This is a genomic window from Lysobacter oculi (assembly GCF_003293695.1).
Classification (GTDB): domain Bacteria; phylum Pseudomonadota; class Gammaproteobacteria; order Xanthomonadales; family Xanthomonadaceae; genus Solilutibacter; species Solilutibacter oculi.
This window is the reverse complement of the sequence record NZ_CP029556.1, coordinates 1,873,113-1,895,385: the sequence shown is the minus strand read 5'-3', so window position 1 is coordinate 1,895,385 and position 22,273 is coordinate 1,873,113. Positions and strand designations below refer to the sequence as shown.

Here is a 22,273-nt window from a genome sequence, read left to right as displayed (position 1 = left end):
CGCAAGGACCCGCCATGACCGACACCACCGGCAAGACCCTCAAATCACGCGCCGCCGTCGCCTTCGCCGCCGGCCAGCCGCTGGAGATCGTCGAGATCGACGTCGCGCCGCCGAAAGCCGGCGAAGTTCGCGTGCGCATCACCCATACCGGCGTCTGCCACACCGACGCGTTCACGCTGTCCGGCGATGATCCGGAAGGCCTGTTCCCGGTCGTGCTCGGCCACGAAGGCGCGGGCATCGTGGTCGATGTGGGCGAGGGCGTGACCAGCGTGAAGCCGGGCGACCACGTCATCCCGCTCTACACCGCCGAGTGCGGCGAGTGCCTGTTCTGCAAGTCCGGCAAGACCAACCTGTGCACCGCCGTGCGCGCGACGCAGGGCAAGGGCGTGATGCCGGACGGCACGACGCGCTTCTCGCACAACGGCGCGCCGCTGTTCCACTACATGGGCTGCAGCACCTTCAGCGAATACACGGTGGTCGCCGAGGTCTCGCTGGCCAAGGTCAACCCCGATGCCAACCCGGAGCACGTCTGCCTGCTCGGCTGCGGCGTGACCACCGGCATCGGCGCGGTGCACAACACGGCGAAGGTGCAGGAAGGGGATTCGGTCGCGGTGTTCGGCCTCGGTGGCATCGGGCTGGCGGTGATCCAGGGCGCGCGCCAGGCCAAGGCCGGCCGCATCATCGCCATCGACACCAACCCGTCGAAGTTCGAGATGGCCAAGCAGTTCGGCGCCACCGACTGCGTCAACCCGAAGGATTTCGATGCGCCGGTGCAGCAGGTGATCGTCGAGATGACCGGCTGGGGCGTGGATCATTCCTTCGAATGCATCGGCAACGTCAACGTGATGCGTGCGGCGCTGGAATGCGCGCATCGTGGCTGGGGCCAGTCGGTGATTATTGGTGTTGCCGGCGCGGGGCAGGAAATTTCCACGCGTCCGTTCCAGCTGGTGACCGGCCGCAAGTGGATGGGTACCGCGTTCGGCGGCGTCAAGGGCCGCACGCAGCTGCCGGGCATGGTGGAAGACGCGATGCGCGGCGACATCGAACTGGCGCCGTTCGTCACCCACACCATGCCGCTGGACGACATCAACGAAGCCTTCGACCTGATGCATGAAGGCAAGTCGATACGCAGCGTGGTGCATTACTGAGAAGACGCATCGCCACCGGCGGAAGGTCGCGCCTCCCTACACGGAACCTCAAGCCATGATCGAACGCATCGAACGCCACGCCAGTCACGGCGGCTGGCAGGAAGTCTGGAAGCATCATTCAACCGCGCTGGATTGCGACATGCGCTTCGGCATCTACCTGCCGCCGCAGGCCGAACATGCGCCATGCCCGGTGCTGTACTGGCTGTCCGGCCTGACCTGCAGCGAGCAGAACTTCATCACCAAGGCCGGCGCGCAGCGCTTCGCCGCCGAACATGGCGTGGTCATCGTCGCGCCCGACACCAGTCCGCGCGGCCCCGATATGCCCGATGCCGAGGGCTATGACCTCGGCCAGGGCGCGGGTTTCTATGTCGATGCCACGCAGTCGCCGTGGTCCGCGCACTTCCGCATGGAGGACTACATCGTCCGCGAACTGCCGGCGCTGATCGAAGCGCAGTTTCCGGCCACCGATGCGCGCGCGATCTCCGGCCATTCCATGGGCGGGCACGGTGCCTTGACCCTGGCGATGCGCCACGCCGGTCGCTATCGCAGCGTGTCGGCGTTCTCGCCGATCGTCGCGCCCGCGCAGGCGCCTTGGGGCGAGAAGGCATTCGCCGCCTATCTCGGTGACGACCGTGAGGCATGGAAGGCACACGACGCGGTGGCGCTGGTCGAAAGCGACCTTGCCGAACGGCTGCCGCTGCGGGTGGACCAGGGCGGTGCCGATGAATTCCTAGCCACCCAGCTCATGCCGGAGCTGCTGGAAGCGGCCTGCGCCGCGCACGGGCATCCGCTCGACCTGCGCCTCCACGCCGGCTACGACCACAGTTACTACTTCATCGCCAGCTTCATCGGCGAGCACATCGCGCATCACGCGGCCGCACTGCGCGGTTGATCATTTCATTCGCCGCGCGGCTTGCCGAGTTCGCGCCAGCCGCTTTCGGAGAGGGTGACGCCGTGCCTGCGTGCGGCGGCCTCGATGCGCTTCCATGCCGTGTCGCGCTCGGCATCGCTGACATCCTCGACCTGGTCGAAGCGCGCGACCGCATTGCGCACGTGTGAAGCGTCGTGGAACGGCAGCTTGCGTTCCTTCGGGAAGGCGAACGCGTCATCGTCCATCGCATCGCGATGCCGGGTATCCAGGGTGGTCATGGCGGCAACTCCGCTCGGGGGATGCCGCCAGCCTGCGCGCCTGCCGGGAAGCGCGTGGTGAACGCGCCGCTCAGGCGGCGGCGACGTCCTTGAGCTGCCAGTTGGAGCCGGCCAGCAGGCGCAGGCGGTGCTTGAGCACATCGCCGGAAAGGCGGGTCACCGCTTCGAGATCGACATGCAGGTCGTGCATCTCGCCGGTGACGACGGCATCGGGATCGGTCGCGCCCAGCGCGGGATCGACATCATCCGGTTCGTCCTGCGTGGCCAGCCACTTGGAGAACAACGTGCCCTCGCGCAGGGCGGCCTGCAGCTCTTCGGCGAAACCGGCGGCACCGTGCGAGTGGAAGCCGAAATCGCCGCCGACGCGTGCCTTATCCGGATCGGGAAGGGTCAGGTAATAACGCATGGATGTTGCTCCGTGGCGGGTGGGCGCCCCGATGGCGCCGCATGCAGGAAGGATAGCGCGGGCCCGCGAAGGCGCCGTCAGGCCAGTTGCAGCGGACCTTCCTTGCAGTAGGCCGCGGCCAGCATCCCCTTGCCGATGTTGATGACGCTGGTCAGGCTGGCGATCGCTTCGATCAGCTCCACGCCGTGTTCGCGGCAGGTCGCCACCAGCGCGCTGTAGCCCGGCAGGTTGCGCATGTCGTCCAGCTCGCCGCCGTAGCTCAGGCAGACCGCGTTGACCAGCAGTCCGCCGCGGATGTTGAGCATCAGGGTCTGGAACAGCTTTTCCGCCGCGTTCTCGTAGCCGCGCACCTTGGCCACGGGGCCGGTGACGCCCTTGTTGGCGTGCAGGATAGGCTTGACGTCGAGCGCGGTGCCGAGCATCGCGCTGACCAGGCCCACGCTGCGGTCGCCCTTGGCGCGGCCACGGTTGCGGACGTAGTAGAGGTCGGGCGTGATCAGGAAGCCCTGGGTCGCATTGGCCACGCGCTCAAGGCGGGTGCGGATACGCATCGGGTTCTCGCCTTCGCGGCGTTGGCGCAGCGTGTCCCACGCGATCAGCGCCTGCCCGGAGAACAGGTTGCCGGTGTCCTGCACGCGCAGCGCGAACGGGGTCTTGTTGCCGCCGGCCTCGCGGATGGCGTGGTAGTCGTTGAGGATGCCGAAGCTCGCCTGCACCGCGCGCTCGTAGATCGGGCTGCGGGTCGATGCGATGGTCTGGCAGAACACGTAGTCGTACTCGTGCACCAGCCGGCTCAGGAACAGCTCGCGGATCTGCTCGACGGTATAGGGGATGGTCTCCGCCTCGGCCGCGTCCTTGGCGATCTCGCTTTCGAGGAACTGCCGGGTGACATCGGAGTTGCGGGTGTCGTTGGTGATGTGCTCGCCGATGCGCACCGCGATCGGCAACACCACCACGTTTTCAGCCTCGATCATTTCATCCGGCAGATCGCAGCCCGCGTCCACCACCAAGCCAATGCGCATCGCTTCCCCCCGGACCGAGCGGTCAAATGAATTCCTGAAGGGTAAGCGAAAGCGCCCGCCGCCGCGAGCGCACGGCGGAACGCTCAGTTGCGCCAGTGCCTGTTCAGCGCGAGTACGCGGGCGGCAGCGCCGACTCCTGGCGGTGCAGGTAGCGGTCGCGCAGCTCGGTCTGCCGCGACTTCATCTCCACCGCGCGCCCGCCCATCCACACCTGGGTGGCGGTCTGGGCGACATCGAGCGGATCGCCGGTCCACAGCGCGAGGTCGGCGCGCTGGCCGACCGCGATCGCGCCCACCTCGCCGCCCACGCCGAAGGCCTGCGCGGGCACGCGGGTCAGTCCGGCCAGCGCGTCTTCCCAGGGCAGGCCGTTGGCGACCGCGTTGCCGGCCAGCTGGCGCAGCTTGCGCGCGTAATGCGAGGCGTCGCCGCTCATGTAGAAGCCGACCTCCACCCCGGCGGCACGCAGGCGGGCGGCGTTTTCCAGCGTCGCGCCGATCTGGTCGAAGTCGGCCGGGAGGTTGGCCAGCTCGTCGACGAACACCGGTACCCGGGCGGCGGCGATGTCGCGGGCGACCTTCCAGCCCTCGCTGGCACCGATGATGGCGATGCGCACGTTGCGCGCCTTCGCCCAGCGCAGCAGGCGGCGGATGTCCGATGCGCGCTGCACAGTCACCGCAACGCGGCCACCGCCGCCGAAGTATTTCGCCAGCGTGGCGCGGCCGGCCGGGGTGAGCAGGGCGAACTGCGAATCCGGTGCGATGCGGCCGCGCACTTCATCGATCAACTGGTCGAGGATCATCCACTGGCCAGCACGCGAACCGCCGGTGAGGTTGGCGCCATCCGCGCCCAGCGTCACGAACAGCACGCGCGGGCCGATCGGATCCAGGCTGCCGTCGAAACGCACCACGCCGCCCTGTCCACCGATGAAGGAGCCGCCGGAGGTCGGGTTGGCGGCGAGCAGCGCCCAGCCGTAGCCCTCGACGCGCGCCACCGGGATCAGCACCGACTCCGGGTTATAGGCATCGGTGACATCGAACTCCGGGCGCACCTGCATGTCCTTGGCGCCGTTGCCGAGCGCGACATGGCTGTCGACGGTGGCGGATTCGCCGCTCACTTCCTCCGCGCCGATATCGTTGATGCCGGCGAACAGCGCGGGCGTCAGCGGCCGGCCCTGCGCATCCACCACCGGCGCGTTGCCGGCGGCGAGGCCCGGCCCGACCGCCGCGATGCGCCCGTTCCTCACCAGCACGTCGGCGGCCTGCAGCGTGCCGCGCGCGGTGGCGGTGTGCACGGTGGCGTTGCGGATCAGCACGTCCTGCGCCTGGGCATCGGGCGCGACGAGGGACAGCGCGGCGACCAGGCCCATCAGGGCGGCGCCCATCGACATCGGACGGCTCATTTCGCTTCTCCCTGCATCAGGTCCTGGCCGAGCATGAAATCGGACTTGGGCTGCAGGCGCGGATCGCGGCGGTCGTACAGCTTCGCGCCATCCACATACACCTGCTCGGCCTGCGCGTAGCTGGAGAACGGGTTGCCGTTCCACATCACCACATCGGCCATCTTGCCGGGCTCCAGCGAGCCGGTCATGGCGTCGATGCCCATCGCCCGCGCCGGGTTGAGGGTGATCCAGCGGATCGCGTGCTCAGGTGGGGTGTCGATGCCGATGCGCCTTCCATTCGCCATCACCTTGGCCGCCTCCTGGTTGAGGCGCTGGATGCCTTCGCCGGAATCGCTGTGGACGATCGCGCAGCCGTTCTTCGCCCGGTCGACCAGCAGGATGTTTTCCTGGATGCCGTCGAACGACTCCATCTTGAAGCCCCACCAGTCGGCCCAGAGCGCGCCGCAGATGCCGTTTTCGGCCAGCCGGTCGGCGACCTTGTAGGCCTCCACGCCGTGGTGGAAGGCGGAGATGCGGAAGCCGAACTCCTTCGCCAGGTCCATCATGATCGCCATCTCGTCGGCGCGGTAGCAGTGGATGTGCACGCGGATGTCGCCGTTTATCGCGCCGGCCAGCGTGTCCATCTTGAGGTCGCGCTTGCCGCCGCTGTCCTTGTTGGAGTCCTGCGCGGACTTGCGTTTGCGCATGTAGTCGGAGGCGTCGGTGAAGGCGGCGCGGAAGCCGGCGATGTTGCCCATCCGCGTCGAGGGCCCGCCCTTGCCGCCATAGACACGCTTGGGATTCTCGCCGCAGGCCATCTTCAGGCCCCAGGGCGCGCCGGGGAATTTCATCGCCTGGTAGGTGGTGGCGTAGGTGTTCTTGATCGTGACGCCGCGGCCGCCGATGAGATTGGCCGAGCCCGGCAGGATCTGCAGGCTGGTCACGCCGCCGGCCAGCGCGGCGGCGAAGCCCGGGTCCTGCGGCCAGATGGAATGCTCGGCCCAGACCTGCGCGGTGACGGGGGAGGTGGCTTCGTTGCCGTCGCTGTGCGCGGACGCCGCCGGGCTGGGATACACGCCCAGGTGCGAGTGGACATCGATGACGCCGGGCGTCACCCACTTGCCTCGGCCATCGACGCGCACCGCGTCAGCCGGCGCATCGAGCGCGTTGCCGACCGCGACGATGCGGCCTTCGCGCATCAAGACATCGGCGTTGTCCAGCCGCGAGCCGGTGCCGGTCAGCACCGTCGCGCCGCTGATCAGCACCGGCGCGGACGCGATGCGCGCGTAGGTGCTGGGGTAGGGGTCGTCGGTGAACAGCGGCTTCTTCGGTGCATCCGCGACATCGGCGCGCGGCGCGGGCTTGGTGCTGGCGCAGGCGGCCAGCAGCAGGGCCGCGCAGGCGGCTGGAAGGATCTTGTGCATGTCGGCTTCCCCGGTGGAAGCGCCAACCTAGCCGCTGGCGGGTGGGCTGCCAAGCCTGCCGGAAGTCGGGGCTAGGAAATCCACGATGCAGAGCGTGTTGGCCACAACGGGGTCCGGCACGCCCGGACCGCCTCAGCGACCTGCCGCGGCCGCTGCCGCTTGGGCCGCGGCATCTGCAGCCTCTGCTGCTGCATCGGCGGCACTGCGGTAGGTACGCGCCCGGTTCACCATCGAGCTTGATTCGGCTGGTGTCTCGCTGGTTCCCGGGTCGGTCGGCGTGGCCTCGCCTTCGGTGGTTGAGGCTGCCGGCATCTCCTTCGGCGTGCGGCCGCCCTCGCGTGAGGATTCAAGCAATTCGCCGGTCGCGGCATTGAGTTGGTAGCTGATCGTCTCGTCGATGGTGAACAGACCACCCGCCTCTTCATCCCACTCTTCGCCCGTGCGCTTCATGACCAAGGCGGCGGGCGTCTTGCCGGTGGCAGGTTTGAAGTCGAAGCGGGCATCCCAGCGGGTGCAATGTCCCTGCGATTCGCACTCCGGCGAGGCGGACGTGTCGTTCGACAGGCTGCCTTCCCATGCGCGTTGGAAGCGGTTGCCCGCGCGCGCAATCAGGACGCCGCTTGTTTCGCAATAACCGCCATTGCCGAAGCATGCGCCATCCAGAAGCAACAGCGGGGGTTGTCCCTTGCCGGCCAATTGCGTAATGGCCTCCGTAGGCGGTGCAGTGCCGTATTGCCCGGCCATCGCCAACTGGGGTTCATGCGACTCCAGTTGCCACTTGCCCTTGTCGAACACAAAACTGGCCATGCCAACGATGCCGCCCCCGCATGCATGCGCCTCGCATTCCGGGTTGCGGCTGCCGATGACCAGGTACTGTTTGCGCACGCCGCCTTCGTTGAACTCCCCCGATGCGCGCGAGGACACGCGTAAGGTCACGTCCTCGTTGTCGATATGGGTTGGCCATGCGGCTTCGCCATTGTTGTCGACGTCGCCGTAGAGCATGGCGATCGCCTGGCGCGGGCTGAATGGATCGGGCAGTGCGCGGGCTTCCGCGACCGAGGCGCACAACCGGTCCACCACGGCCTTGTACTGCGGATGCGATGCCAGGCTGAGCCCGGATTCGGCCGGAAGCTGGTCTTCGATCGTTCCGTCCTTGGCGAACAGCGTGCCGCTGCCGCGCTCGACCTGGCCGTGGCAGTCCGTCACGAGCGGATACAGGGCATAGCTGCCGCCCTTGCGGAATTCCACGACCGGCGCCTGCGACATGCCGCCCTTGGTCACGATGCCGCCGGTGCGGATGCCGAAGGCGGCATCCACTTCCTCGTAGCCTGCAGGCATGGCCGCGTTGTCGGTCTTGTCGCCCTTGCAGCCCGCCAGCAGCGCGACAAGGCCCAGCGAAATGACGATGTATGCGGGCTTCATCACGGGGCCGCCTGGGCAGGCCGGGTGTTGCGTTCGATCGCCAGCAGCACCAGGACCAGGCTGAAGAGCGCGATAAGCATCAGCAGCGAAACCAGTGCGCCCGCCACGTAGAGGCGCGTCATCTTGTTAGCGGCCTCGGCGAGGGTCTTCTTGGCGGCGTAATCATGGCAAGTGGCCATCCACGATTCGACGACCGGGCCATCCTGCATCTGCTTTTCGCGCGCGATCCTCACCGCCTCGGCCATGCCATCGATGCATTGCTGGCGCTGTTCCTCGGGCAGATCCTCCAGGCGTCCCGCCAGCCAGCGCTGGTTCTGCGCATTGGTGAAGAGTTCCTGCAGATCAGCCGGCAGCTTGATGCCCTTCAGCAGCGGTGGCGTGTCTTCGATTTCATTGCCATCGGTTGGGGCCGACGGATCGGGCTTGCTGACACCGCTCATCTGGTCCACCAGCTCCGTCGGCGTCTGGCGCTCGATGCTCTTGCCGAATGCAGTGGTGGCGAGGTAAAGGCCGCCGCCCACCAGGCTCAGGAAGAGCAGGAAACACAGGCTGAAGGCCACGAAACGCGCGATGCGGAAGAGAACCCCGCGTTCGAAACGCGAGGTGAAGCTGTTGTCCATGATGGTCCCCTGTTGATTTGACGCCGCGTCCAGGCGCGTGATCAGGATCGTAGAACCTGTTTGCGGCGCCCGGCAACTCCGGCGGTCATGCCCTCCCTTGTCACTAGACTCGGTGGCTTCGGACCCACGGAGCCCGCCGATGCACCCTACCGCCGCCGATCTCCTGACCTTCTGGCGCGATGCCGGGCCTTCGAAATGGTTCCGTGGCGGCATCGCCTTCGACGATGAATGCCGGCAGCGATTCGAAGCCGCGCACCTCGCCGCCGCGCGTGGCGAACATGCGGATTGGATGGCGGATGCGGACAGCGCGCTGGCGCTGTTGCTGCTGCTCGACCAGATCCCGCGCAACATCTGGCGCGGCAGCGGACACGCTTTCGCCACCGATGGCCTCGCCCGTCGCCATGCGCGCGAGGCGGTCGCCGCCGGGCTGGATGGCGAATGCGAGCCCGGCCTGCGCGGCTTCTTCTACCTGCCCTTCGAGCATTCGGAGGCGATGGCCGACCAGCATCGTTCGGTGGAACTGTTCGCCACCCTCGGCGACGCCGTGATGTACGACTACGCGCTCAGGCACCGCGAGGTGATCGAGCGCTTCGGCCGCTTCCCGCATCGCAATGCCGCGCTCGGGCGCAGCAGCACGCCGGACGAACTGGCCTGGCTGGATGCGGGCGGCGGCTTCTAGGCCTCAGTAACGCGGCACCGAGGCGTCGATGTCGGACCAGGCATGGATGCCGCCGACCACATTGAAAATCTGGCTGAAGCCGAGTTGGCGGAAGTGCTCGGCGGCCTGCGCGCTGCGGCCACCGGCGTGGCAGAGGAAGGCGATCGGCGTGGCGTGGTCGAGGGCTTCCAGCGCGGCGATGCCGTCGTCCATGTGCAGGTAGGGCACCGGCGCTTCGGCCTGCGCGCGTTCGGCCAGCGGGCGCACATCGACCAAGGTCAGCGTGCCGGCGCGCACGCGTTCGGCGGCTTCGGCGGGGCCGATGTCGCGGACCTGCTTCGGCGCGTTCGGGTTGTCGATGATGAGGCCCTTGCCGCGCGCGTCATCGGCGAAATCCAGCGTCAGGCCATCGGCGCGGCGCAGGTCGGCGACCGGGAACTGCAGGACCACGCCATCGGCTTCCACCTGCACCGCGTTGTCGTCGGGCTGGACCAGGTGCAGGCGGGTGCGGAATTTCGGGTCGATGGCGATTTCCACCACCATCTCGCCACCGGCATCGTCGATGGCGCGCTTGAGCATGGCCTGCGCGGCGGGCGTCACCGTCACCTGCGGCGGCGTGCGGTCCGGCGGCGGCAGGCCCAGCACCTGCTGCAGTTCACCGCTGCCGGCCATCTGCAAGATGATGTCGCTGCCGCCGACCAGTTCGCCGCCGATGTAGAGCTGCGGGATGGTCGGCCAGTCGCCGTAGCGCTTGATGCCTTCGCGGATCTCCGGGTCCGACAGCACATCGACATGCGCGAACGGCACGCCCAGGCCCTGCAGCGTGCCCGCGGCCTGCGCCGAGAAGCCGCATTGCGGCGCGTCCGGCTGGCCCTTCATGAACAACACGACGTGGTTCGCCGCAAGCAGGTCGGCGATGCGCTGGCGCAGCGCGGGATCAAGGGACATGGCGGCACTCCGGTGGCCTTTGCGATGCGCCGATTCTACGCCTCGACCCCCGATACCCCGTGGCATCATCGGTCGATGCACGATGCCGCGCTCCATCGCCCACCCACGCATCCGCGACGCGGCTGGGCGTGGCTGATCCTCAGCCAGCTGCTGGTGGCGCTGGCGTGGTGGCAGGGGGGATGGCGCATCGGCCTGCCTTTGATGCTGCTCACGCATGCGTTCTTGGTCTGGGGCGTGCTGTGGCCGTACTCGCGGCTCTACGGTCCGGTGCTGAACCGGCTGCCGGGCACGGCGCCGCGCGTCTGGCTGACCATCGACGACGGGCCTTCGGATGACACCGGCGCGCTGCTCGACCTGCTCGATGCGCACGCCGCCAAGGCGACCTTCTTCCTGGTCGCGCAACGTGCCGCGCAGCACCCGCAACTGGTGCGCGAAATCGTCCGCCGCGGCCACGACATCGGCAACCACAGCGACAGCCATCCGCAGGCCTGGTTCTGGGCGCTCGGCCCGCGTGCGATGCGCCGCGAAATCACCGAGGCGCAGCACACGCTCGCCGCGCTGGCGGGTCGGCCGCCACGCTGGTTCCGCGCGGTGGTGGGGATGAGCAATCCCTTCGTCCACGCGCCGCTGCGCGATCTCGGCCTGGCGCGGGTGGCGTGGAGCGTGCGTGGTTTCGATGGCGTGGGCCGCCCGGCCGATGCGGTGGTGGCACGCATCGAGAAAAACCTGAGGCCCGGCGCGATCATCCTGCTGCACGAGGGCGGCGCCGATGGCCGCCATGTCGAAGTGATGCGGCGCGTGCTGGCGATTCTGGAGGCGCGCGGCCTGCGGGCGGAACTGCCGCCGGTCTGAAGCGCGGCCTCAGCCGGCGCTGCGGTGTTCGGCGACCACCAGCCAGTTGTTGAACGGCGTGCGGCCATACAGCGGCGTGAAGCTTGATTGCAGGCCCGTCGCCGCCAGCTGCGACTCGAACCAGTCACGCGTCGGGAAGTGCTTCGGCGTGGCTTTCATCCAGCCGGCGTGGTGGCCGAAAAAATCGGCGATGCGGGTGAAGCGGCTGCGGGCGCCTTCATCGCGCAGGCCGGTGCGGATGACCAGCCGCGCGCCGGGCGCCAGCATACGCACGCAGGTGGCGAGCACGTCTTCCTGCGCGGCGGCAGGCAGGTACTGCAGCACGTCGAGGATGGCGACGGAGCCGTGGTGCGCGGGCAATCCCCGGGCGATGTCAACGGCCTGGAAACGCGCATCCACCAGACCCGCGCGCGATGCCGCCCGCCGGGCGCGCTCGATCTTGTCCGCATCCAGGTCGATGCCGTGGTAGCCGATGTCGCGGCCGTCGCCACGCAGCGCGTGCAGCAGCAGGCCGATGCCGCAGCCGACATCGAGCACCGGCGCGTCGCTGCCGGCCAACGCCTGCAGCGTGCCGCGATAGACCGGATCGCTGCCGAGCTTGCCCGCCGCGTAGTAGTAGAGATAGCGGTCGAACGGACGCGCCGGATCCAGGAAGGCGCGCGCGATGGCGCGCGTTCCGGCTTTCACCGTGCGCCGTCCAGTGCGGCACGGGCAGCGGGCATAGCCAGCCGCGTCCATTCCGCGTACTGGGTGGCGGAAGGGTGCAGGCCGTCATCGACCAGCATGCCGTTGCCTGCACCGAGCGTGCGGCTGGCGGTGGTGACATCGACGAAACGCACGCCGTGCGCCTCGCACAGCGTGCGGGCGTGGGCGTTGTAGGCGTCGAGTTCGTGCGCGATCTGCGCGGCGTCGCGGCCTTCCTTCGCCGCGAACGGGGTCACGCCCCAGTCCGGGATCGACAGCACCACGACGCCGTCCGCGCCGCGCTTCGACAGCAGTTCGGCGCGGTGGAACAGCGCATCGAAGCCGGTCGCGAACTCGGGCAGCGGGCGGTGCCGGTACTGGTCGTTGACGCCGATCAGCAGGGTCACGAAATCCCACGCGCGATCGGTCAGCGCCGCCGCATCCAGCGCGTGGTCGAGTTCGTCGGTGGTCCAGCCGGTGGTGGCGATGATGCGCGGGTCGCGCAACGGCACCTGCAGCTGGCGCAGCGCGGCGGCGAGCTGCACCGGCCAGCGGCCGCCTTCGTCCACGCCTTCGCCGATGGTGTAGCTGTCGCCGAGCGCGAGATAGCCGAGCGTCGTCATCGAAACCTCTCCTGTGGTGGCGACACCGGGTGTACCACGCGGATGCGTCAGGCGCTTGCGCTCTGCCGGTCCGCGGCGGCGACGCGCCGTTCCAGCACGCGGTCGATGCGCGCGAACACATCGCGCAACACATCGGCTTCCGGCAGCAGGGTGACGCGGAAATGGTCGCGGTAGGGCACGTTGAAGCTGGAGCCCGGCACGATCAGCACGCCCTCGGTTTCCATGAGTTCCAGCGCGAAGGCGTGGTCGTCGAAACCGACGGCCGCTTCGCCCACCACGCGCGGGAAGCCGTACAGCGCAGCCTGCGGCGCGACCAGTGACAGGTGCGGGCTGGCTTCGCAGCATTCGATCAGGGCGCGGCGCGTTTCGTACAGCCGGCCGCCCGGCGCGGTCAGCGCACCGACCGTATCGCCGCCGTGCAGCGCGGCGCGGATCGCGAACTGCCCCGGCACGTTGGCGCACAGGCGCAGCGCGCCGAGCAGGTCGAGTGCGTGGTGGTAGGGGCCGATCACCGTCGGGTCGCCGGACAGCATCGCCCAGCCGACGCGCCAGCCGCAGGCGCGATGCACCTTGGACAGGCCGCCGAACGACAGGCAGGGCAGGTCGCCGGCCAGCGGCGCGAGCGGCTGGAACACGGCATCGTCATACAGGATGTGGTCGTAGATCTCGTCCGCCATCAGCACCAGCCGGTACTTGCGGGCGATGGCGACGATGCGCTCCAGCAGTTCGCGCGGATAGCTGGCGCCGGTCGGGTTGTTGGGGTTGATCAGCACCAGGGCGCGGGTGCGGCTTGAGACCAGTTTCTCGATTTCCTCCGGGTCGGGCAGGAAGCCGTTTTCCGGGCGGCACTGGTAATAGACCGGGCGTCCATCGTTGAGGATGGTGGCGGCCGACCACAGCGGGTAGTCGGGCGAAGGCAGCAGCACTTCGTCGCCGGGATTGAGCAGGGCGCGGAGTGCGATGTCGATCAGTTCGCTGACGCCGTTGCCGACGAACACGCGCTCCGGCGAAGCGTTCGGCGTGCCACGTTCGCGATGGAATTCGGCGATGGCTTCGCGCGCGTCCGGCAGGCCCTGCTGGTGGGTGTAGGGATCGGTGGCGTCGATGCGGTCGGCGATGGCGCGTTGCAGGTGCTCCGGCGCCCGGAAACCGAACGCGCCCGGGTTGCCGATATTGAGCTTGATCAGCGTGCGGCCCTGCATTTCCAGTTCGCGTGCGCGTCGGGCCAGTTCCCCGCGGATTTCGTAACGGACTTCGGACAGGCGGTGGCGGGTGGCGAGGCTGGGCGATGACATGGCGATGCGGGCATGGAAAAACGAGCCGCGAGCGTAGCGCAAAGCGCGCATTCACGCCGCGCGGCGGCAGTCACTTCATTAGAATCCGGGCATGACCGCCCATGCCCGCGCCGCTTGAACTTCGACATCACCGCCCTGGAGCGGATTGGCTGGCCGGCGCGCCAAGCCTGGCCGGCGGGTTGGGAAGCCGTCTTCGCCACCTTCCCCGATGCCCGCCCGGCGCGGGTGGTCGAGCAGCACCGCTCCGGCTATGTGGTGGCGCAGTCGATGGACGAGGCGGAACCGGCCGAGTCGCTTCCCGACTGGATGCGCCCGCGCTGCGACCCGTCCGAACGCGCGGCGGTCGGTGACTGGGTGCTGGTGGAAGGCGAGTCCGGCAAGTGGCGGATCGTTGCGCTGCTGCCGCGGTTGTCGGTGATCAAGCGCGCCGCCGCCGGCGAGCATTACAAGCAGCAGCTGATCGCCGCCAACGTCGATACCGCCTTCGTGGTCACCGGATTGGACGCGGACTTCAATCCGCGCCGCATCGAGCGCTACCTGCTGTTGATGCAGGGCGGCGGTGTGCAGCCGGTGGTGGTGCTGACCAAGCAGGACATCGCGCTGGATGCGCCGGGCGCGGTCGCCACGCTCGCCTTCCTCGCCGAACAGGGCATCGCGGTGCGCAGCGTCAACGCGCGTGAACCCGACAGCGTGCCCGCGCTCGATCCGTGGCTGGGCGCGGGGCGCACGGTGGTGCTGGTGGGCTCGTCCGGCGCGGGCAAATCCACGCTCAGCAATACCCTGCTCGGCACGCAGAAGATGAAGACGGCGGCGGTGCGCGAACACGATGCGCGCGGTCGTCACACCACCACCCATCGCGCACTGATTCCGCTGCCGCAGGGGGCGTGTCTGATCGACACGCCGGGGATGCGCGAACTCAAGCCCACCGGCGAGGAGCAGCTCGATGCCGCCGCCTTCGCCGACGTGGAGACGCTGGCCGCGCAATGCCGCTTCCGCGACTGCCGCCACGAGAAGGAACCCGGCTGCGCGTTGCGCGAGGCGGTGGAGCGCGGCGAACTGGATGCCGGCCGCTTCGCCAACTACCTGAAACTGCGCGACGAACTGGCCGCCGCGGCGCAGGTGCTGGAAGCGCGGCAGGCCAGGAAGGGCGAGGCCAAGGTGCAGACGCGCGCCTTGCATCGCCGGCTGGATGACAAGTACGGTCGGCATTGATGGGCGACAGCAGCGACATCGCCCGCTACGCCGAGCTGGACGCGCGCATGGTCAAGGCCGCGCGGTCCCTGCGCATCCTCAGCCTGATGAGCTGGCCGGCGCGCTTCCAGCAGCCGTTCCTGGAAGGCTGGCGTGCCGGCAATCCGCAGAACCCGGTCATCGACTACCCGAAACACGATTTCTCCGACGCCCGCCGCGAGCTGGACGAAGTGGCGCGGGCCGCCGACCCGGCGCATCCGCTCGGCCTGTATCTGGTCGAGTCCGCGCGCAGCTGGTATGTGGCCGCGCAGATGCTGGAATCGCTCGGCACCAACGAAGTCGCCGCACATTCGATCCGCCTCTACGGCAGGCCCGACGAATGCCTGCCCGGTGACGGCCCGACCACCCGCGAGGCGGCGCGGCACTTCATCACCATCGCCAGCGAACTGGACCACGAGCTGCTGTCGCCGGCGGAGACCGTGCCGATCTCGGCCACCGCGCTGCAGTTGCAGTTGCAGCAGGCGCTGGATGACTTCTTCGACCAGCGCATGATCACCGTGGAGCTGGACCCGGAGATGATCGCCAAGGCGGCGGCCGGCGCGACCCGCATCCGCCTGCGCCAGGGCGCCAGCTTCACCGACTACGACCGCGACCAGCTGCTGCAGCACGAGGCCTTCGTGCATTCGCTGACCGCGTTGAACGGCCGGCTGCAGCCGGTGCTGAAGAGCATGGAGCTGCCGTCGCCGCGCACCACCGCGACGCAGGAAGGCCTGGCCACTTTCGCCGAGCAGATCACCGGTTCCACCGACATCGAACGGATGAAGCGGGTGAGCCTGCGCATCGAGGCGGTCGCGCGCGCGCTGGAAGGCGCCGATTTCGTCGAGATCTTCCGCTACTTCATGGAGACCGGCGGGCAGAGCGAGACCGAGAGCTTCGCCTCGGCGCAGCGGGTGTTCCGGGGCGTGCCGACGACCGGCGGCGCGGCGTTCACCAAGGACACCGTCTACCTGCGCGGGCTGGTCGGCGTGCACACCTTCTTCCGCTGGTCGCTGCGGCAGGACCGGCTGCGCCTGTGCCGCCTGCTGTTCGCCGGCAAGATGACCATCGAGGACGTGCAGCGCTTCGAGCCGCTGTTCGATGCCGGCGTGCTCAGCCCGCCGCGCTGGCTGCCGCGCTGGGCCGCCCGTGCCAACGGGCTGGCCGGGATGCTGGCGTTCTCGCTGTTCGCCAACCGCATCCGCCTCGACCAGATCTCCGACCAGCTGGTGCTGCACGACGTCTGAGCGGCCTGCCTACAGGCCGGCGTTGTTGCGCTCCCTGACGCGTTCGGCGCGATAGCTGGAACGCACCAGCGGCCCCGACACCACCTCCATGAAGCCGCGCGCCAGGCCCAGGTCGCGGTAACGCGCGAATTCCTCCGGCGTCACGAAGCGCTGCACCGGCAGGTGGTTGCGCGTGGGCCGCATGTATTGGCCGAAGGTGATGACATCCACGTCCGCCGCGCGGATGTCGTCCATCGCCTGTTCGATTTCCGCATCGGTTTCGCCCAGCCCCAGCATCAGGCTGGTCTTGGTGATCGTTTGCGGCGCGTGCCGTTTGGCGAAGGCGAGCACGTCCAGCGTCTGCCGGTAGCCGGCGCGCGGGTCGCGCACTTCGTGGGTCAGGCGTTCCACCGTTTCTATGTTCTGCGCGAAGGTGTCCAGCCCGGCATCGAGCACGGTGGCCACGCACGCGGTGTTGCCGGCGAAATCGGGCGTCAGCGCTTCGACCGCGGTATCCCGGCAGCGCTGGTGGATGGCCTGGATGCAGGCGGCGTAATGGCCGGCGCCGCCATCGGGCAGGTCATCGCGGTCGACCGAGGTCAGCACCACGTATTTCAGGCCCATCAACGCGACCGCATCGGCCACTTTCAGCGGCTCCAGCGGGTCGAGCCAGCCGTTGGGATTGCCGGTATTGACCGAGCAGAAGCGGCAGGCGCGCGTACACACCGAGCCCATCAGCATCAGCGTGGCGGTGCCGCGCCCCCAGCATTCGGCGATGTTGGGGCATTTGGATTCCGCGCAGACCGTGCTGAGCTGGTGCGAACGGACGATGTCGAGCACGTCCTCGTAGGCGGCGCCGCTCGGCAGCTTGACACGCAGCCACGGCGGTTTGGGCGCGGCATCGTCGCGCTGGTTGTCGGCGTTGGGCTTGATGCCGTCGAGCGTGGCGCGGATGCCGTGCGCGTCGGTGAAGCGGCTGCCGGATTCGGGGCGCTTGGGGTCGTCCATCACTCAGGCGATGCGCCGCACGGTCACCACCGCCGGATCATCCGCATGCACGGTGAGCAGGCGGCGCACGCGGTCCTGCCAGAGTTCGCCGAATTCGCGCCGCTGGGCATCGTCGGCCTGGCCCTGGACGATGGCGGCCAGCAGCATGCGCTGTTTCGGATGGCCCTGGATGGTCGAGGCATCGACATCCACTTCCACCATCGCGCCGGTGTCGCGGCGCTGCATCCGCACGCCCTTCACCCCGGCATCGCCATAGCGCAACAGGCCGGCGCGCACGTGGTCGCCGCCGAGGCCGTGGAATCCGTTGGCCGCCGCGGCGCCGGTGACCAGCGTCATCACCTGGCCGATCACCCCGGTCACGCCGGCATCCTCGGCATCGGGCAGGGTCACGGCGATCTGGCCACGCTCGGGCATCGCATCGCCATACAGGGCCTTGAGCCCCGCGCAGGCGGCGAGATAGGCGCCCGCGACCGTGGGGCAGGAATGGCCGGCCAGCCGCACCGCATCGGGATAGCGGTAATCGAGGATGCCGTCGGCGGGGGCGCCGAGCAGTTCGGCCAGGCCGTCATGCAGGCGCATCGCAGGCGCGTTTTCGAACCAGGCGGGGAAGGCCATCACGCGGCCCGGACGATGAAGTCGATGATGATCGCGCCGGGTTCGCGGTGCTGGTAGACCACTTCGACGCGCTCGCCGAAGCGCTCGCGCATCTGGTCGAGCAGCGGCAGCGGATCGTGATCGTTGACGAAGCGCATCGCCTCGCCGGGTTGCAGCGCGCCCAGGGCGCCGAAGATGGCGGAGTGGCGGAAGCGGCGGGCGATACCGCGGGCGTCGAAGGGATAGGGGGTGTAGTCCGGCACGGTGGACTGCGGGTCGCTGGTTGCGTTCATCACGATCACGGGGCGGGGTTTTCCAGCTTAGGCCGCGCATCCGGGCGGGCCCTTGACGTGGATCAGCCGCGTGGGTGCCGGGGCTACAATTGAACGCCCCGGTTCCACGGAACGTGCGCAATGCCGCAGGATGACCTGAAGAAAGCCGCCCTCGAGTACCACCGGCACCATCCGCCGGGCAAGATCCAGGTCAGCGCGACCAAGCCGATGGTGACCCAGCGCGACCTGTCACTGGCCTATTCGCCGGGCGTGGCCTACGCCTGCGAGGCGATCGTCGAGGACCCCAATGCCGCCAGCGAGATGACCGCGCGCGGCAACCTGGTGGCGGTGATCACCAACGGCACGGCGGTGCTGGGCCTGGGCGACATCGGCCCGCTGGCCGGCAAGCCGGTGATGGAAGGCAAGGGCGTGCTGTTCAAGAAGTTCGCCGGCATTGACGTCTTCGACATCGAACTGCAGGAACGCGACCCGGACAAGCTGGTCGAGATCATCGCGGCGATGGAGCCGACCTTCGGCGGCATCAACCTGGAAGACATCAAGGCGCCGGAGTGCTTCATCGTCGAGCGCAAGCTGCGCGAGCGGATGAACATCCCGGTCTTCCACGACGACCAGCACGGCACCGCGATCATCGTCGGCGCGGCGGTGCTCAACGCGCTGGAAGTGGCGGGCAAGGACATCGCAGAGGTGAAGCTGGCCACCACCGGCGCCGGCGCGGCGGGCATCGCCTGCCTGGACATGCTGGTGGCGCTGGGCATGAAGCCGGAGAACATCATCGCCTTCGACCGCGGCGGCGTGATCCACAGCGGCCGCGACGACCTGGACCCCGACAAGCGCCGTTACGCGCGCGAGACCAACAAGCGCGAGCTGGCCGAGATCATGGAAGGCGCGGACGTGTTCCTCGGCCTGTCGGCGGGCGGCATCCTCAAGGCCGAGATGGTCGCGACGATGGCCGAGAAGCCGGTCATCCTGGCGCTGGCGAATCCCTATCCGGAAATCCTGCCGGAGGACGCCAAGGCGGTGCGCCCGGACGCGATCATCGCCACCGGCCGCAGCGACTATCCGAACCAGGTCAACAACGCGCTCTGCTTCCCCTACATCTTCCGTGGCGCGCTCGATGTCGGTGCGCGCGAGATCAACGAGGCGATGAAGCTCGCCTGCGTGCGCGCCATCGCCGAGCTGGCGCGGATGGAAGCCAGCGATCTCGGCAACGCCTACGGCAACGAGATCCCGCGCTTCGGCCCCGAATACCTGATCCCGCGCCCGTTCGACCCGCGCCTGATCACCGTGATCGCGCCGGCGGTGGCGCGTGCGGCGATGGAATCCGGCGTGGCCGCGCGGCCGATCGAGGACATGCGCGCCTACGAGGAGAAGCTCGGCCAGTTCGTCCACAAGACCGGGCTGATGATGAAGCCGGTATACGAACGCGCCCGTGCCGACATCAAGCGCGTGGTCTATGCCGAAGGCGAGGAGTACACCGTGCTGCGCGCCGTGCAGACGGTGATCGACGAGCGGCTGGCGTTCCCGGTGCTCATCGGCCGGCCGGAGGTGATCGAGCGGCGCATCGCCAAGCTCGCATTGCGGATGCGGCCCGGCGTGGATTTCGAACTGGTCAACATCCAGGCCGATCCGCGCTTCGACGACTACTGGCAGGCCTATCACGCGCGCAACCAGCGCAAGGGCATCACCGAGGATGCGGCGAAGAACCTGATCCGCTCGCGGCCGACGCTGGTCGCCGCGCTGATGGTCGAACGCGGCGAAGCCGACGCGCTGATCTGCGGGCTGGTCGGGCGCTTCCACAAGAAGCTCGGCTACCTGCTGAGCGTGTTCGATTTCGAACCCGGCGTGACCGGCACCGCGACCATGACCGGCGTGATCAACGACCATGGCACCTGGTTCTTCACCGACACCCATGTGCAGGTGGATCCGTCGCCGGAGCAGATCGCGCAGTCCGCGCTGCAGGCCAGCTGGCGGCTCAAGCTGTTCGGCATCGAGCCGAAGGTCGCGCTGCTCTCGCACAGCAACTACGGCAGCCACATGGATGCCTCGGCGATGAAGATGCGAAAGGCCCGCGAGATCATCGCGGCCAAGGTGCCGAAGCTGGAGATGGACGGCGAGATGATGGCCGACACCGCCTGGGACGAGGAACTGCGCAAGCGCATCTTCCCCGCCACCACGCTCAAGGGTCGCGCCAACCTGATGGTCATGCCCAACCTGGACGCCGCCAACATCGGCTACAACCTGATCCGGGTGGCGACCGGCGGTGTCGCCATCGGCCCGATCCTGATGGGCCTGGACAAGCCGGCGCACATCCTGACCACGGCCTCCACCTCGCGGCGCGTGGTCAACATGACCGCGATCGCGGCGGTGGACGCGCAGCTGCGTGCCGCCCGGCAGCGTGGCTGAGGGATGACCACGCCGGTGTCGCGGCCGCGCGCCAACGTCATCGCCTGGAACAACGGCGTGGGGCTGTCGCGCGACATGGCCTTGCTGGAAGACGGGCTGCGCCAGGCCGGTTTCGATGTCACCCTCACCGCGATCGGGCGCGGCAAGCTGCGCAAATGGCTGCGGCCGCCGCTGGTGCGGATGCGCCATGCGCTGCGTGCGCTTGTGGGGCTCGCGCCGCGGCATGACGTGTCCCTGATGCTGGAACACGTGCGCCCGGAGGAATTCGGCAGCGCGCGCCTGCAGTGCTTCGTGCCCAACCCGGAGTGGTGCCAGGCTAGCGATGTCGCGGCCCTGTCCGGCATCGACCGGGTGCTGACCAAGACGCGCCACGCCGAGGCGATCTTCGCCGGGCTGGGCCGGCCGGTGGCCCCGATCGGGTTCACCAGCGAGGACCGGATGGATGCGTCGGTGCCGCGCGAGCGCAGCTTCTTCCACCTCGCCGGCCGCAGCAGCAACAAGGGCACCGCCGCGCTGGCGTCGCTCTGGCAGCGGCATCCGGAATGGCCGCGCCTGACCATCGTGCAGAACCGCCGCAATCCGGCGCCGGTGGTGGATGCCGCCAACATCGACTACCACCTCGATTATCTGGATGACGCGGCGTTGCGCGTGCTGCAGAACCGACACCGCTTCCACCTGTGCCCGTCGGAGACCGAGGGCTTCGGGCATTACCTGGTGGAGGCGATGAGTGTCGGCGCGCTCGCCATCACCACCGATGCGGCCCCGATGAACGAGCTGGTCGAAGCCGGGCGCGGGCTGCTTGTCGCGGCTTCGCGCACCGGCACGCAGCAACTGGCCACGACGTACTACTTCGACGAGTCGGCGATGGAAGCGACCATCGCCCACACACTGGCGATGAGCGATGCCGACGTCGAGGCGATGGGTGGCGACGCACGCAGCTGGTATCTCGACAACCACGCCGGCTTTCCGCAGCGCCTGAAGGCCGCCTTGCTGCCGCTGCTGGAACCGGCTTCGAAAGGGAGCGCGCGATGACCGCCTGCAAGATCTGTGAAGCGCCCGCCAGCGAATGCGGGCGGCAGCGCATCCTCGGCCGCCATGACGCGCGCTACCTGCGCTGCGGCGCATGCGGCTATGCCTGGGTGGAGTCACCGCACTGGCTGGAAGAGGCGTATTCCAAGGCGATCACCGCGCTCGACACCGGCATCGTGTTGCGCAACCTGTGGCTGCGCGATGCCACCTGCGCGTTGCTGGGCAGCAGTTTCCGCGATGTGCGCACGGTGCTGGACCACGGCGGCGGCAGCGGCCTGTTCGTCCGCCTGCTGCGCGACCGCGGGCACGATGCCTGGTGGTCGGATGAGTACTGCGAAAACCTGCTGGCGCGCGGTTTCGAGGCCGATGCTGAATCCCGCTTCGACCTGCTCACCGCCTTCGAGCTGGTCGAGCACCTGGAAGAGCCGATGGCGGAGTTCGAACGCCTGCACCGGCGGGCGCCGCGCCTGCTGATCTCCACCGAGTTGCAGCCGGCCGATCCCGCCAAGTTGATGGGCTGGCATTACCTGGCGCCGGAAGCAGGGCAGCACATCGGCTTCTTCACCCGCCGCAGCCTGGAGGTGGTGGCCGAGCGGCTGGGGCTGCGCCTGTCCAGCAACGACCGCAACCTGCACGTGCTCGCGCCCGAACGCATCAACGATCGCTGGCTCTACCTGCTGCGCAAACCCGGATGGGCCGCCAAGTGGGCGTGGCTCGGCAGCCGCAAGGGGCTGGCGCATCCCGATGCGGCCCGCCAGCTGGCGCGGTTGCGTGCCTACGAAGCCGGCCAGATCGCACCGTAGGAATATCCGCCGGATAAAAAGATAATTCCGTACGGAGGCGTCTGCCAGCGCTTGCTAGACT

Annotated in this window: 22 protein-coding genes and 1 pseudogene; 9 read left to right on the top strand and 14 right to left on the bottom strand. The window is 68.6% G+C overall.

From position 1 onward, the window contains the following. The first annotated feature begins 14 nt into the window (after window positions 1–14). Together DCD74_RS09170 and fghA are read left to right on the top strand one after the other, a co-directional pair. Window positions 15–1,148: an S-(hydroxymethyl)glutathione dehydrogenase/class III alcohol dehydrogenase gene (locus DCD74_RS09170; RefSeq protein ID WP_112927045.1), complete on the top strand. Its 1,134-nt coding sequence runs from the start codon at window positions 15–17 to the stop codon at window positions 1,146–1,148. A gap of 58 nt (window positions 1,149–1,206) precedes the next feature. Continuing rightward, entirely contained in the window at window positions 1,207–2,040 is an 834-nt protein-coding gene (gene fghA, locus DCD74_RS09165; RefSeq protein ID WP_112927772.1) for an S-formylglutathione hydrolase, read from the top strand. A 5-nt stretch (window positions 2,041–2,045) separates the two neighbouring features. Here fghA and DCD74_RS09160 read toward each other — a convergent pair whose 3' ends face one another. The 7 genes from DCD74_RS09160 to DCD74_RS09130 form a co-directional block, all read right to left on the bottom strand. Continuing rightward, window positions 2,046–2,297, bottom strand: coding sequence for a DUF6582 domain-containing protein (locus tag DCD74_RS09160; protein WP_112927044.1), 252 nt, complete (start codon window positions 2,295–2,297; stop codon window positions 2,046–2,048). Between the two features lie 70 nt (window positions 2,298–2,367). Next, entirely contained in the window at window positions 2,368–2,703 is a 336-nt protein-coding gene (locus tag DCD74_RS09155; RefSeq protein ID WP_112927043.1) for a hypothetical protein, read from the bottom strand. Window positions 2,704–2,780: 77 nt separating this feature from the next. Next, the gene (locus tag DCD74_RS09150) at window positions 2,781–3,725 is read right to left on the bottom strand and encodes a DegV family protein (RefSeq protein WP_112927042.1); all 945 of its coding nucleotides are present in this window, start codon (window positions 3,723–3,725) and stop codon (window positions 2,781–2,783) included. 103 nt (window positions 3,726–3,828) lie between these two features. Then, entirely contained in the window at window positions 3,829–5,124 is a 1,296-nt protein-coding gene (locus tag DCD74_RS09145; protein WP_112927041.1) for an amidohydrolase family protein, read from the bottom strand. Further along, window positions 5,121–6,527: an amidohydrolase gene (locus DCD74_RS09140; protein WP_112927040.1), complete on the bottom strand. Its 1,407-nt coding sequence runs from the start codon at window positions 6,525–6,527 to the stop codon at window positions 5,121–5,123. The genes DCD74_RS09145 and DCD74_RS09140 overlap by 4 nt, the downstream gene beginning before the upstream one ends. A 132-nt stretch (window positions 6,528–6,659) precedes the next feature. Further along, a complete protein-coding gene (locus tag DCD74_RS09135) occupies window positions 6,660–7,949 on the bottom strand; it encodes a hypothetical protein (RefSeq protein ID WP_112927039.1) in 1,290 nt (429 codons plus the stop codon). Continuing rightward, window positions 7,949–8,569, bottom strand: a complete 621-nt coding sequence (locus DCD74_RS09130; protein WP_112927038.1) for a hypothetical protein — start codon at window positions 8,567–8,569, stop codon at window positions 7,949–7,951. Before DCD74_RS09130 ends, DCD74_RS09135 begins: the two co-directional genes overlap by 1 nt. Before the next feature lie 139 nt (window positions 8,570–8,708). Between DCD74_RS09130 and DCD74_RS09125 the strand changes: the two genes are divergently transcribed. Continuing rightward, complete coding sequence (locus tag DCD74_RS09125; RefSeq protein WP_112927037.1) at window positions 8,709–9,248, top strand: DUF924 family protein; 540 nt, start codon at window positions 8,709–8,711, stop codon at window positions 9,246–9,248. Window positions 9,249–9,251: 3 nt separating this feature from the next. On the opposite strand, the gene grxD is transcribed toward DCD74_RS09125, so the two are convergent. Next, window positions 9,252–10,175, bottom strand: coding sequence for a Grx4 family monothiol glutaredoxin (gene grxD, locus DCD74_RS09120; RefSeq protein WP_112927036.1), 924 nt, complete (start codon window positions 10,173–10,175; stop codon window positions 9,252–9,254). Window positions 10,176–10,250: 75 nt separating this feature from the next. Between grxD and DCD74_RS09115 the strand changes: the two genes are divergently transcribed. After that, entirely contained in the window at window positions 10,251–11,027 is a 777-nt protein-coding gene (locus DCD74_RS09115; protein ID WP_112927035.1) for a polysaccharide deacetylase family protein, read from the top strand. A gap of 9 nt (window positions 11,028–11,036) precedes the next feature. Here the strand turns inward: DCD74_RS09115 and DCD74_RS09110 are convergent, their stop codons facing one another. From DCD74_RS09110 to DCD74_RS09100, 3 genes are read right to left on the bottom strand one after another with little or no spacing between them, the layout of a single operon-like run. Continuing rightward, window positions 11,037–11,714 (bottom strand): class I SAM-dependent methyltransferase, encoded by a 678-nt coding sequence (locus DCD74_RS09110; RefSeq protein WP_237049576.1) that lies wholly within the window; start codon window positions 11,712–11,714, stop codon window positions 11,037–11,039. Further along, window positions 11,711–12,334, bottom strand: a complete 624-nt coding sequence (locus DCD74_RS09105) for an SGNH/GDSL hydrolase family protein (protein ID WP_112927033.1) — start codon at window positions 12,332–12,334, stop codon at window positions 11,711–11,713. The genes DCD74_RS09110 and DCD74_RS09105 overlap by 4 nt, the downstream gene beginning before the upstream one ends. A gap of 47 nt (window positions 12,335–12,381) precedes the next feature. After that, complete coding sequence (locus tag DCD74_RS09100) at window positions 12,382–13,629, bottom strand: aminotransferase class I/II-fold pyridoxal phosphate-dependent enzyme (RefSeq protein WP_112927032.1); 1,248 nt, start codon at window positions 13,627–13,629, stop codon at window positions 12,382–12,384. Window positions 13,630–13,743: 114 nt separating this feature from the next. On the opposite strand from DCD74_RS09100, the pseudogene rsgA reads away from it, so the two are divergent. Continuing rightward, window positions 13,744–14,822 (top strand): annotated as a pseudogene (gene rsgA / locus DCD74_RS09095) (ribosome small subunit-dependent GTPase A). Between the two features lie 18 nt (window positions 14,823–14,840). Continuing rightward, window positions 14,841–16,103: a flavohemoglobin expression-modulating QEGLA motif protein gene (locus tag DCD74_RS09090; protein ID WP_112927030.1), complete on the top strand. Its 1,263-nt coding sequence runs from the start codon at window positions 14,841–14,843 to the stop codon at window positions 16,101–16,103. Between the two features lie 9 nt (window positions 16,104–16,112). Here DCD74_RS09090 and lipA read toward each other — a convergent pair whose 3' ends face one another. From lipA to DCD74_RS09075, 3 genes are read right to left on the bottom strand one after another with little or no spacing between them, the layout of a single operon-like run. Next, window positions 16,113–17,090 carry a lipoyl synthase gene (gene lipA / locus DCD74_RS09085; RefSeq protein WP_112927029.1) on the bottom strand — a complete coding sequence of 326 codons (978 nt, stop codon included), beginning with the start codon at window positions 17,088–17,090 and terminating at the stop codon, window positions 16,113–16,115. 3 nt (window positions 17,091–17,093) lie between these two features. Next, window positions 17,094–17,705 (bottom strand): FmdE family protein, encoded by a 612-nt coding sequence (locus DCD74_RS09080; protein ID WP_112927028.1) that lies wholly within the window; start codon window positions 17,703–17,705, stop codon window positions 17,094–17,096. Next, the gene (locus DCD74_RS09075; protein ID WP_112927771.1) at window positions 17,705–17,977 is read right to left on the bottom strand and encodes a DUF2249 domain-containing protein; all 273 of its coding nucleotides are present in this window, start codon (window positions 17,975–17,977) and stop codon (window positions 17,705–17,707) included. Before DCD74_RS09075 ends, DCD74_RS09080 begins: the two co-directional genes overlap by 1 nt. A gap of 120 nt (window positions 17,978–18,097) precedes the next feature. On the opposite strand from DCD74_RS09075, the gene DCD74_RS09070 reads away from it, so the two are divergent. From DCD74_RS09070 to DCD74_RS09060, 3 genes are read left to right on the top strand one after another with little or no spacing between them, the layout of a single operon-like run. Next, window positions 18,098–20,380 carry an NADP-dependent malic enzyme gene (locus DCD74_RS09070; RefSeq protein WP_112927027.1) on the top strand — a complete coding sequence of 761 codons (2,283 nt, stop codon included), beginning with the start codon at window positions 18,098–18,100 and terminating at the stop codon, window positions 20,378–20,380. Window positions 20,381–20,383: 3 nt separating this feature from the next. Then, on the top strand, window positions 20,384–21,412 hold the full coding sequence (locus DCD74_RS09065) for a glycosyltransferase (RefSeq protein WP_112927026.1): 1,029 nt from the start codon (window positions 20,384–20,386) through the stop codon (window positions 21,410–21,412). Then, window positions 21,409–22,212, top strand: a complete 804-nt coding sequence (locus tag DCD74_RS09060; protein ID WP_112927025.1) for a class I SAM-dependent methyltransferase — start codon at window positions 21,409–21,411, stop codon at window positions 22,210–22,212. Before DCD74_RS09065 ends, DCD74_RS09060 begins: the two co-directional genes overlap by 4 nt. The last annotated feature ends 61 nt before the right edge of the window (window positions 22,213–22,273 follow it).